The organism is Candidatus Binataceae bacterium (genome assembly GCA_035508495.1).
GTDB lineage: Bacteria > Desulfobacterota > Binatia > Binatales > Binataceae > JASHPB01.
In genome coordinates this window covers 1-11,717 of the sequence record DATJMX010000016.1, presented here as the reverse complement: position 1 = coordinate 11,717, position 11,717 = coordinate 1, and the positions used below count along the sequence as shown (strand labels likewise).

9 protein-coding genes are annotated in these 11,717 nt (G+C 59.0%); 3 read left to right on the top strand and 6 right to left on the bottom strand.

Translation table 11 applies throughout. The annotated features are described in order from the left end of the window. Positions 1 to 20 precede the first annotated feature (20 nt). Together VMA09_05370 and VMA09_05365 are read right to left on the bottom strand one after the other, a co-directional pair. Complete coding sequence (locus tag VMA09_05370) at positions 21 to 1,190, bottom strand: efflux RND transporter periplasmic adaptor subunit (GenBank protein HUA33013.1); 1,170 nt, start codon at positions 1,188 to 1,190, stop codon at positions 21 to 23. Then, positions 1,191 to 4,364 carry an efflux RND transporter permease subunit gene (locus VMA09_05365; protein HUA33012.1) on the bottom strand — a complete coding sequence of 1,058 codons (3,174 nt, stop codon included), beginning with the start codon at positions 4,362 to 4,364 and terminating at the stop codon, positions 1,191 to 1,193. Between the two features lie 709 nt (positions 4,365 to 5,073). Between VMA09_05365 and VMA09_05360 the strand changes: the two genes are divergently transcribed. Together VMA09_05360 and VMA09_05355 are read left to right on the top strand one after the other, a co-directional pair. Further along, positions 5,074 to 5,406 carry a hypothetical protein gene (locus tag VMA09_05360; protein ID HUA33011.1) on the top strand — a complete coding sequence of 111 codons (333 nt, stop codon included), beginning with the start codon at positions 5,074 to 5,076 and terminating at the stop codon, positions 5,404 to 5,406. Between the two features lie 116 nt (positions 5,407 to 5,522). Next, positions 5,523 to 6,062, top strand: coding sequence for a hypothetical protein (locus VMA09_05355; GenBank protein ID HUA33010.1), 540 nt, complete (start codon positions 5,523 to 5,525; stop codon positions 6,060 to 6,062). Positions 6,063 to 6,138: 76 nt separating this feature from the next. Here VMA09_05355 and VMA09_05350 read toward each other — a convergent pair whose 3' ends face one another. Then, positions 6,139 to 6,474 (bottom strand): hypothetical protein, encoded by a 336-nt coding sequence (locus VMA09_05350; protein ID HUA33009.1) that lies wholly within the window; start codon positions 6,472 to 6,474, stop codon positions 6,139 to 6,141. Positions 6,475 to 6,738: 264 nt separating this feature from the next. Here VMA09_05350 and VMA09_05345 point away from each other — a divergent pair, with 264 nt between their 5' ends. Next, entirely contained in the window at positions 6,739 to 7,644 is a 906-nt protein-coding gene (locus VMA09_05345; GenBank protein HUA33008.1) for a haloalkane dehalogenase, read from the top strand. A gap of 604 nt (positions 7,645 to 8,248) precedes the next feature. Here VMA09_05345 and VMA09_05340 read toward each other — a convergent pair. The 3 genes from VMA09_05340 to VMA09_05330 all read right to left on the bottom strand — a co-directional run bounded on the left by VMA09_05340 (position 8,249) and on the right by VMA09_05330 (position 11,040). After that, complete coding sequence (locus VMA09_05340) at positions 8,249 to 9,157, bottom strand: hypothetical protein (GenBank protein HUA33007.1); 909 nt, start codon at positions 9,155 to 9,157, stop codon at positions 8,249 to 8,251. 160 nt (positions 9,158 to 9,317) lie between these two features. Continuing rightward, complete coding sequence (locus tag VMA09_05335) at positions 9,318 to 9,881, bottom strand: hypothetical protein (GenBank protein ID HUA33006.1); 564 nt, start codon at positions 9,879 to 9,881, stop codon at positions 9,318 to 9,320. A 319-nt stretch (positions 9,882 to 10,200) separates the two neighbouring features. After that, entirely contained in the window at positions 10,201 to 11,040 is an 840-nt protein-coding gene (locus VMA09_05330; protein HUA33005.1) for an SDR family oxidoreductase, read from the bottom strand. Positions 11,041 to 11,717: the final 677 nt, after the last annotated feature.

Below are 11,717 nucleotides of genomic sequence, written 5' to 3'. Positions count from 1 at the left end.
ATGTACTCCGGAGCAGTGGTTCAGTCGGAAGAGGCGGCAGGGACGCGCCCATCCTGCAGCTGCGCAGCCAACGCGACCGGACGCACGCGCTGGCCTTCACTCAGGCCAGGGCTGTAAGTCGCGACGACTTCGTCGCCGGTGCTAAGGCCCGAAGTGATCTCGATCGAGCGGCCGTTTTCGATTCCCGTCTGCACCGGGACCCGCGTCAGGACGCCGTCGCGTACCGTCAACACGATCGGTTCGGCCCGCGATTGATCGACCGCGCCGGCCGGCAATTCGAGCGCATTGGGATGCTGCTCCAGTTCGAGCGTCACCGTCGCATACATCCGCGGATAGAGCCGTCGGGTCGGGTTGTCAATGTCGATTTCGGTCAACATCGTACGCGTCGAAAGGTCGAGCGATGTCGCGTAACGCGTTACCTGTCCTTCGAATGTGCGCCCCGGAAACTCCTTGAAGGTCAGCTTGGCTGGCATCCCGCGGCGAATCAGCGGGGTCTCCTGCTCGGGCACATAAACGTAGGTGCGCAGTTTATCGATGTCGGCCAGAGTGAGAATCGGACCGCCGCCGCTGCGATGACCGCCCGCGCCTTCGGTCGCGCCCGAGCTTACATCGGCCGCCGTGGCGTCGAGACCGATATCGCCACCACCGGCCCTGATCAAAGCGCCCGGATCGGCGAAGCGTCCGGTGATAACCCCGTCGAACGGGGCGATGATTTTGGTGTAGTTCACCAGCGTTTCGAGCGCCCCGGACTCGGCCTTGGCCTGCTGCCATTTGCTCGCTGCGATATCGACGTCTTCCTGCGCGACCAGCCGTTGGTCGGTGTCGCGAACTCGCTTGAGCCGTTCATAGGTAAGGCGTTGCATGTCGAGATTGGCGCGAGCCCGGTCGAGGTTCTGATTGAGCTCCGGGACTTCGATGTCGGCGAGGACCTGTCCCTTCTTAACCCAGTCGCCTTTGTCAACATAAACGTGACTGAGATAGCCAGTGACTTTTGCGTGCAGCGCAGCTTCATAGAATCCGACGAGATCGCCGGGAAGATTGATACTCAGTACAGCGTCGCCGCGTTGGGGATGGATTACGGTTATCGTTGGAATGTGATCGTCAGTTGCTGCCGGCGCAGGCTCCCCCGAGCAGGATGTAAGCGTGGCGCAAAGCAAGAGAAGAACAACAACAAGTACGAGGCGCTTCACTTACCTCACCTCCCGGCGCGAGTAGAAAAGCTCGTAAACCGCTGGCACAAGGAACAGGGTCAAGAGCGTCGATACCGCCAGACCGCCCGCGGCGGCGCGCGCGAGAGGCGCCGAGGCCTCCGAACCCTCGCCAATCTTGAGCGCGATCGGCAGCAGGCCGACGATCGTCGCGAGCGCTGTCATCAGGATTGGCCGCAGGCGGATGCGCGCTGATTCCACCACGGCGCGCCGCAGTTCGTGACCCTGCGTGCGCCGTTGATTGGCGAAATCGACGAGCAGAATCGAGTTCGACACGACGATCCCAACCATCACGATGATTCCCATGAACGATTCTATATTTAATGTCGTTCCGGTGAGGTAAAGGGTCCATACCACGCCGATCAGGCCCATCGGAACGGCGAACATGATAATCAGCGGATCGAGGAACGATCGGAACTGCGCGACCATTACCAGGTAAAGCAACGCCACCGCCATATAAAGACCGAAGCCAAAGCTGGCGAAGGACTTTTCCATCGCTGCCACCGATCCGCGATAGTTAACGCGGATTCCAGGCGGCACAGGAATTTTCGACAGTGCCTGTTTGATCGAATCCTGGGTGCCGCCCCAATCTCCGCCGCGCGGCGCGACCAGCAAATTGACTACACGCTGCACGTTGTAATGATCGGCCTGCGCTGCGTGACGCTCGGGAACGATTGTCGCCACGTCGCGCAGCAGCAGTGAGTTTGCATGGCCCTCGGCGCCGCTATAGCTACGCACGGGTATATTCTGCAACGATTCGATCGATTCGATATCCGATTCGGGATATTGCGCGGTGAGGTAATAGTCATTTCCGGACTTGGGATCGATCCATATCGACGGCTTGATCATCTGGTTCGACGTCAACGCGGTGATCACATTCGTGATCACGTCGCGCTGCGTTAGCCCGAGCCGGCCCGCCTTCAGGCGATCCACTTTCACGTCGAGCGTCGGGTAACCTGATTCTTCAGGTATATAGGTCGCTGCGACTTTCGGCAGACCGCGAATCGTATCCTCGAGCTTTCGCGCGAAGGCGAAGATGCTCGGATAGTCCTGTCCGCTTATCTGCACATTGATCGGCGCGGGCGAGCCGAAGTTCAGCACCGCGTCGATAATACTGCCGGACGAGAAGAAAGCATGAATCTCCGGGACGCGCGTCGGCAATTCATCCCTGAGCTTATTCATATATTCGTTGGTAGGACGCCGGTGGTTGGCCTTGAGGCTGACAAGTACCTGGGCAGTATCCTGGCCTGAGTTGCTCGAATAGATCGCGGAGAGGTTCGGCTCCAACCCAATATTCGAGACGATAGTATCGAGCTCACTCGCCGGGATGACATCGCGGATCGCCTGTTCGAGCTTGCGCGTGAGCGACTCGGTCACGGCGATGCGCGAGCCCAGGGGAGCGTGCAGATTGATAGAGAATTTTCCTGCGTCGGTGTCGGGAAAGAGTTGCGTGCCCAGCCGCGGAAACATCAGCATGCTCAGCACGAAGATAGTCGACAGCACCCCGATCACGGCGAGCTTGTGCTCCAGGGCCGACTGTAACGCCCGCTCGTAGCGCAGTGCCAGCTTCTCGTAGGCGCGGTTGAACGCGGCGAAGAACCCACGCTTGCTCTCGGGCCAGTCCGCGCTCTCCGCCGCCGCGTCGCGCGCGTCGGTTTCGTGCCCGCCTTCCATTGCGCGGGCATCCTCGGCGGTTAGAAAGCGGGCGCAGAAGATCGGGATTACCGACATCGCGACTACATACGACGCAAGCATCGACAGCACGACCGCCAGCGCCAGCGCGGAGAACATGTACTTCGCGACACCGAACAGAAACATCACCGGGAAGAAGACGATCACAGTCGTGATCGTTGAGGCCAGCACGGGCAGCGCGACTTCCTCGGCCCCCTGGCGCGCAGCGACCTGCGGCTCCACGCCGGCGGCGAGGTGCCGATTGATATTTTCGAGCACGACGACGGAGTCATCGACCAGGCGCCCGATCGCGAGCGCGAATCCGCCAAGTGTCATGATGTTGATCGTCTGGCCGCCAATAAAGAGTCCGAACGCGCCCGCCAGAATCGAAAGCGGTATCGACAGGAAAATCGCCACCGTCGAACGGAAACTGCCGAGAAAAATCAGGATCATCAACGACGCAAGCACCGAACCCGAAACCGCTTCATGCTCGAGGCTGCTGACGGCGTCACGGATGTAACTCGACTGATCGAAGATACCCTTGAGCTTCATCCCGCTCGGGATTCCCACGATGTTGGGTAGGATGTCCCTCACGCCTTCGACCACCGAGATCGTGTTTGCGCCCGGTTGCTTGAGCACCGGGACGTAAACCGAGGGCTGACCGTCGATCAACACCACGTTGTATTGAATCTGCGACGCGTCCTGGACCTTCGCGACGTCGTTCATGACTACGGGCGCCTGGCCCGCGCCGATCTTAACCGGCACCTGGCCGAGGGCGGCGATGTCCGGCGCCATGCTGTTCGAATAAACGAAGTAGTCGGTCGAGCCGATCTGCGCGTCGCCTGCGGGCAGGATCAGATTCGAATCGTTGAGCGCGGAGACTACGTCATTGAGGGTCAGGCCGCGAACCTGCAACGCCTTGCGATCGACGTAGGCCATGATCTGCCGGAACTTGCCGCCGAAGGGCAGCGGTACAGAGGCGCCTCTGACCGTAGCCATCTGCGTGCGCACCGTGTAGCGCGCGGCATCCTCGAGTTGGGTTTGCGTGAAGCCCGAGCCACTAACGGTCACGAGCAGAACCGGCAGGGACGACGCATCGTACTTCAGCACCAGCGGGGGCAATGTTCCCGGCGGTAGCACGCCGAGATCCGCCATCGCCAGCGTCGCGAGCTGCGCCGCCGACGAATCGACGTCGGTGCCGGGCTGAAAATAAACCGTGATGATGCTGATGCCGGGCAGCGAGCGCGATTCGATATGCTCGATGCTGCTGCCGAGGGTGAAGAAGCGCTCGTAGCGGGTGGTGATGTCGCGCTCGATGTCGAGCGGCGGCATCCCGGGATAGAACGTCGCCACGACGACGGCGGGAATCTTGAGATTCGGAAAAACGTCAACCGGCATCCGCGTGAAAGCGGTCACGCCGAGCAACGAGATAATCAGCGCCCCGACGATGATTACGTAGGGATTGCGCAAAGAGAAACTTGGCACAGTTTCGAGACCTCGCAGTAGTTCCGGGCGCGCCGGAAATCCAAACTGATCGTGCTCTCGATTCCGTATTACCGGAATCGGCTAGTCAGCTCTATGCGAAGATCGAATGAAAAGGATCTTGCGAACGAGGTGGCAATTTCAGCCGCACCAAATGCCACGCGAGCGGCAGGTTCACTGTGCTACCCGTCATCGGGCGAGGCCGGCGCAGACCGCGATCATCTGTCGTCACCGCTGCGCGCTGCCGTCGCTGGAATCCCTGGGCAATCTGGATCAGAGGCGCGGAGTCCGAGGGAGTAACGAAGGATTGACGTGCCGCCTCGCGCTCAACCTCGCGCGTTTGCACCGCGGTCCGCGAATGATGAAAGCGCAGGGTTGGCAGCGTTAACAGAACCAGGAGGCTGACGACGCATCCCAGTAGATGTGCGCTGGCGACCAGCAGACGCCGCTTGCGGTTGAGTTCAATCATCGCGGATGGTTCCAAAATATTGATGGGAACCCGCGATCACAAGGCCCTGTCGATCTCGTGCGCGCCAGCATTCGGTGATTCTTTAAGCTTAACCCACCCGGATTTGAAGCGAAAACAAGGTAAAATCATGGTTAATTCTGCTCCCGAGGGCCGCGCGCTTGAGTGTATCGGAGAGAGGGCTTAGCATCGAGGTCAGGAGCGCTTACCAGTTTGCACACTCGAGTGCGCATCGTCGGAAGATTTGTGAGAGGCGCGCTTTGCGCGCTTGCGCTGGTGATGCTGCTGTCCTTCCCGGTGCGCGCCGGGCATCAGTTCGCCAATCATTTTCGGCCCACTCGCGTCGAGCAGCAGATCAAACGCAACACGTCGGTCGCGCAGCCCGAAGCTAAATGCGTCCAGCGCATCGTGCTCCCGGCGATCAATCCAATCGAACCGATCGACGATCCCGCTCTTAAGGCGGCGCGGCCTGCGCCTGAATCTGACGTTCCTGAGAATTTCCGGCCTGTGACGCGCATCCTGATGCGCATCAAGCTCGGACCATCGCAAAGCGAATCCTCGCCCCCACTCCTCTCGTAGCGAAAGCTTTCCTGGGTCGCGTCGTAACTGACGCGGACCGCCTGGCTCGCGTCGATCATCGGCCGAGCTCGGGCGGGATTCCGTTTGACTATTCGACTACTGGACGAGGAACGCGAATGGAACTCACGATTGGCAGCACGAGATGTTACTCGATCGTAAAATCAATTGGCGCCGCTACGATAATGCTTGCGCTCTCGGCTTGCGCGACCAGCTCGCCGATGACATCCGCCAATCAACAGGCGGCCGACATTCAATCGCTGCGTCAGGCTGAGCAGGAGGATCTGAATCGCGCCAACAATCCGAACACCCCCGCCGTTGCGCAGGTGGATCTTTATGCGCAGGCCGTCCGCGCGCACGACGAGATCGCAAAACTGGAACATGGATTGCCGGCGACGACCGCAGAAGTCGCGCGCGCGTCGGCTGTCCCTGATGGCGAGCTATCCGAACCGCAGCGCGCCGAGCTAATCGCCAAGCTCAAGGAAGCGAGGACCCTGGCCGATCGCGGCGCGTACGATCATGACGACAATCCGATCCTGACAGAGGATTTCATCGAGCAGGGCAACCGGATCGACGAGGCAATGGCGAATCTCCAGAGCGGCGAGGCCGTGCATCAGTCCGATCTGGAAGCCGCGCTGAACTCACCGGCTTTCCCATGATCGCGCGCCGATAAGGTTGAAGTGGCCGGCCCGGAGCGATTCGGACCGGCCACTTAACTAACTGTTATGCGATGCTTCAGTAGGGGGCGCTGCCCGGCGACTTGCAGGCCTTGTCGATCTTATCCTGCGGGACGTCCTTGCCGTTCTGCAGCGCGGCGATCAAACCTCGCATGTGTTTGATCTTGATGGTGTAGTCTTCCTGCGTAGTCGGCTCCTGGCTCCATCCGGCGCGCGCCTGCTTCATGTGCGAGATACAATCCTGAAGCTGCTTGATCTTCTGGTCGCTAGTGGCCGCCGCCGGCGATCCGGCAGCTGCGGGGCTCTCCTGAGCGAGCGCTGCGGCAGAACTCATCGTTGCTCCGGCAATCAACCCAGCAATCAACGCGGTCGCGACGAGTCTTCCTGTCTTCATTGCTATGTTATCTTCCTCCCGAATGCGATCAGTGGCTCTCAAAACTTCCCGCTGATTTAGCAGATCGGACTTGTCGCGAAGAAGCGTAAACTCACGCTGGCAGGCGCTTTTCCTGCAATGTTCTCATGAAAAGATTGTTGCTGGCGCGTTACGGCAAAGTCCCGGCGCCGGCTCGATCCTTGACTTGCACGAGCGCTGACAGATAATTGCACTAGCAGTGCGAATATTTCCAGCATCGGTGCTGTCGCTGCCCGGAGAAACATCATGAAAATCCTGCGTACACCCGACGAACGGTTCACAAACCTGCCGAGTTTCTCGTTCGAACCTCACTACGTCGAAGTTGCAGATGGCGACGGAGCGCGCCCGCGCATTGCCTACATCGACGAAGGTCCCACCGATGCCGCCCCGATTCTACTCATGCATGGCGAGCCGTCGTGGTCGTATCTCTACCGGAACATCGTGAGCTTGCTCGCGGCGCGAGGGCATCGCGTGCTCGCGCCAGACCTCGTCGGTTTTGGCCGATCCGACAAGCCTGCTGACCTCGCCGATTATACTTACGAGCGTCACGTGCGATGGATTCGCGACTGGCTCACGGCAGTGAAGCTCGACCATATCACTCTGTTCTGCCAGGACTGGGGCGGACTGATTGGGCTGCGCCTCGTGGCCGCCGATCCCGGCCGCTTCGCGCGCGTGTGCGCGGCGAATACGGGATTGCCAGTCGGACAAGGGTTCTCCGACGGCTTCGAGCGCTGGCTAGCATTCAGTCAGAGCACGCCTGCATTTCCGGTCGGAGACATTGTCAGCATGGGCACGCGGCGCGGCTTGAGCGCGGCCGAGCGGGCCGCTTACGACGCGCCATTTCCGGACGAAAGTTACAAAGCAGGTGCGCGATGTTTTCCGACTCTCGTTCCAGTGACGCCACAGCACGCTTCAGTCGCTGAGAATATCGCAGCGTGGAAAGTACTCGAATCATTCAGCCAGCCGTTCCTGACCGCATTCAGTGATTCAGATCCGATCACGAAGGGCGGCGACGCGCTCTTCCAGCAGCGCATCCCGGGCGCCCGCAATCAACCGCATGTGACTATTGCCGACGCGGGACACTTCCTGCAGGAAGACAAACCCCAGGAGATCTCAGACCTGCTCGACGCGTTCATCGCGCGTACGCGCTAGGCGCCAGGCCGGGACGCGATCGACCGATCAAAGACGACGTCGTAAGGCTGACAGTCGATCGTTGCTAGTTAGAGATCAGGTGGCGAATTTCAAACTGCGTGAGTCGGCGTCAGTTATTTTCGATCTGACACTTCTTGTATCGAGCTTCGCGGCAATTCCGAGGCCGCGGCGCAAAGTAAAGCTCCACAAGTCAACGCCGCCATAATGCTGCTGCCGCCATTTGTCATTCGACAGGACGACGGATCGTTAAGCGGCTACGGAATCGACCCTGGAACCCAATTTCAGCGCGCCTCAAATTCAACACGAGCTATGACATATATCCAAGCCCGGGAGCGCTCTTGGCGGCAATGCGCGCCAGGAAAGACGAGGTCGTCGCGTCTCCAGTGGTCATAACCTCTGGGCGCGACGAGGAATTCGACTTGCGCGGATCGTCGGACCCGAGTTCTACGTCGCCCCAATAGCGTTTGGTTTGCAACTCGACAGTCCGTTGCGCAGAAAAGTCAATCAGGCTCTTCGGGCCCTGCGCGAAAACGACACCTATCAGAAATCTACGACAAATGGTTTGGCGCCCCGTGATCCGAGCTGCGGCCGGCTGCTTGAGCATTTATTGTATGCAACTCTGATTCGCTCGCGTGAAGGAATTTTCGAACCAGAGATTGGTTCCGCAAGCGGCATTGCCATCGTAGAGTTGATCGATGGAAGGCACGTCCTGCGTTTCGCCATATTCGGGTTGCGTCTGGAAAATGCGATTGCCCGCTTCACCCTTGTCTACTGCGACGCCATACTCGCCGCCCGCCAACTGAGTATCGTAGATCGCATTCTCCGAGCCGAATTGCTGAGCGGCACAAGCGCTGCCAGGCGCTGCGCCTGAGCATCCCTCGTATACATCGGCGATTGCGTTGTCTTCCCCGATGTTCAGGAAGACCTGGCTCAATGTCGATGCGAAAATCCAGAAACCATAGATCGAGTTATCGGTCGAATAGATATTTGCCGCGATACATCTCGTGCAGCTGTGAAGCTCGATGCCATAGGCCTGATGCTGGGCGAAGACATTGGTGAAGAATTGATTCGACCCCTGGATCAGAATGCCCACGTGAGTGTTATCGACAACATTGAAATCCTCGGCGATCGTGCCCGATGTCGACGGCCCCGTTTCTACCCCGATCGAGAACCCTTCGATGAAAGAGTTGGCGCCTTCGATCGTGACATTGGTGGCGCTCCCAAGGACATTAATTCCGACACTCGAACCCGCCGGACCAGTATTGGTCATGTTGAAGTTTGCCAGGTCGAGCGTGACGTTACTGCTACGGATATCGATACAGTCAACGGACCTGGCAACGAGGGTATTCGTGACTCGATAGAAGCCGGGCACCGCGATGCTACCGCAGCGCGGGATATTGTGTACTATCGTGGCTGATTGAGCCGAACCCTGGTATGCGAAGACAATGACCGCTAACGACATCAGGCCCACAATACACGAATGGCGTGTGCCCGCGATTTGAGCGCGCTTCACCACTGCCCCCCTCCGCATCGACGCCGGACAGATACGTCGAAATGCGGAGGTGCGACTCTAGCGAAGTGCCGCGGTTGATCAATCAGGAAATCTACTAACTCTACCCGGAAGAGTACCTACTATGTTTACTCCGGCCGGACAGATGTCTGGTCAGTGTGAGCTATTTTCTGGCAATCGAGGCGAATTCCAGCCGCGCCATTTGTTGCTTGGTCCAATGGAGATGTTCGTCTTCCTGCGGCTCGACCTCGGCGACCGCGGGTTTGAGCACCGCGCGCAGTTGGTCGTCGTCTGACTGACGCGCGATCTTGCCGAGCATCTCCCAGTTCGCATGGTCTTTGGTTTCGCCGAGGATAATATTCTCGACCGCATTTATCTGCTCGGCGTTCGACGGTAGATAGTCAGTTCCATCGCCGCTCGCCATGGTGCTCAGCAGGCTCTCGGCCTTTTTTTGCGCGAGTTTGGCGGTCGGGCTCATATACGACGGATCCATGCCGAGGGCAGTGATGACTCGAATCAGTATCGATTCGTGATTTCGAGTCTGCTCGCGGAACTCGCGAAACTTCTTCGATACGTCGGGATCGGTAACGATTTGCAGAGCGCGTTCGTAGAGCTTGAGTCCGCCGCGCTCCACAATCAGGCACTCGCTCAGCTTATCGCGCAGCAGCTCGCGCGAGATGGAGGCGCGGCTGACATAGTCTTCGGCCTTCTCGATGATGCTTGCCATGAGGCACTACCTCTCGATGTCAACTAAAGTCCGCCGGCTACGCCGCCAGGCGGCTTTAAGTGAATATCGAGCAAACGATATGCCGTAAGCCGGCGGGGAATTATCGGTTAGAGTGCCGCGCGAAATAGCGCAGGCGAAAGGAAGACGTTCTACTGATGTGCGAGCTGGACCTGCCAGCGTTACGCAGTGCCAAAGAACTCGGCGTTCGACGCGTAACGCATAAAAGTTACGCGCGACCAGGCGGCTGATCGCCGCGACTTCTTACGGACGGAAATAGCGGACGACCGGCGTCGGCGGGTCGTCTCGCCCATCGTTTTCGTCAGCGTTGAAAGGAGGGGCCCGCGAATCCACTCGGTGGCAGCGCGTTGGTATTCGTGTTCTGCGCGAGCCGGATCGACTCACCCGCGATCCCGCCGCCATCGACGACCATCGCAGTGCCGGTGATCCATTCAGATTCGTCGGAGGCGAGGAACAGCGCCATGTTCGCGATATCGAACGGACTGCCGGCGCGCTTGATCGGCTGCAGATTCGCGAGCACCTGCTCCATGATTTTTTCACCGCCCGGCGTCGTGCCATAAAGAATCGGCGTATTGATTCCGCCCGGGCAGATACAGTTGACGCGAATCTTGTCGGGCCCGAGCTGGATCGCGGCCGAGCGCGTGATATTCACCACAGCGGCCTTGGCACCCGAGTAGGCGTGGATGCCGTCGTAGCCCTGCAGGCCGGCCAATGACGCGGTCGAGATGATCGAGCCGCCGCCCTGCTTGCGCATCACGGGAATCGAATGCTTGATGCCGAGGAAGACGCCGCGCACCAGGATCGCGAAAGTCTTGTCCCAATCCTCGACCGAGATGTTTTCGATAGGTCCGATAGCGCCGCCCAGGCCGGCGTTGTTGTAGGTGATATCGAGACGGCCGAACTCCTTGACCGCGCGATCGATCATCGCCTTGACGTTATCCTCGGCGCTGACGTCGGCCTTCTGAAAGACTGCGTTGCCGCCGTTCTCCTTGCATTCGCGGACCACGGCCTCGCCGCCCTCGACGTTGAGGTCGGCCACCACGACAGACGCACCTTCCTGCGAGAAACGGATCGCAGTGGCACGACCCATCCCGCTGGAAGCTCCCGTTATCACGGCCACTTTGTTTTCAAGTCTGCGCATAGTCACAGCTCCATCCCGGACGATTAGGCGCAATGCGCCCCGGGGTTCGACCCGTGTAGTAGCACAATCCGGTGCCGATCGGGCTAGTGATCGCTGCGCCGAACCACGCATTTTCCGCCCTCGGCAGCAACAGATCGTGATCGCATTGCACAGTCTGCGTCTATTCTCATCGCCGACGAGTGTCAGATGCGGCAGTGTACAGAAAGCTCACGATACTTGACTGGGCGTGATGGCGTCTTGCCGAAGAACATAGAAGATCGCTCGATTTAATTGTACATAAGCACTAATCCGCACGTTAAATTTTCGCACAAACAATCAAACTTTCTCAATGCCTTTTTATACAAAGAGATTCGGCGCTTCGCCGATCGGGCCAACCCCCTCAAACATTGGGATGGAACTCGATTCTTCCAACGCGATTCGACAATTTGCCAATTCGAGCATCGGTGTTCAAGTCCCGTTGAAAATCGGAGTCTTCGACCTTGACCTCGGTTGCCTTTAATACCTTTTCCACCACGGGGGGCCGCACTCACTTTAGGTCGGCCAAATCTCGACGAAAAACCCGCCGCGACTCAGCAGTCAGAGCGAACTGGTCATAAAAGTGCAAACACGATCGGGAAATTTCTGGTGCCGAGGGCGGGACTTGAACCCGCATGTCCGTAAGGACGGAGGATTTTGAG

What these genes read in the sequence shown, in the direction of transcription:
- VMA09_05355 (HUA33010.1), top strand. Translation starts at nt 5,523, where the DNA reads ATGGAACTCACGATTGGCAGCACGAGATGTTACTCGATCGTAAAATCA.
- VMA09_05350 (HUA33009.1), bottom strand. Translation starts at nt 6,474, where the DNA reads ATGAAGACAGGAAGACTCGTCGCGACCGCGTTGATTGCTGGGTTGATT.
- VMA09_05345 (HUA33008.1), top strand. Translation starts at nt 6,739, where the DNA reads ATGAAAATCCTGCGTACACCCGACGAACGGTTCACAAACCTGCCGAGT.
- VMA09_05335 (HUA33006.1), bottom strand. Translation starts at nt 9,881, where the DNA reads ATGGCAAGCATCATCGAGAAGGCCGAAGACTATGTCAGCCGCGCCTCC.
- VMA09_05330 (HUA33005.1), bottom strand. Translation starts at nt 11,040, where the DNA reads ATGCGCAGACTTGAAAACAAAGTGGCCGTGATAACGGGAGCTTCCAGC.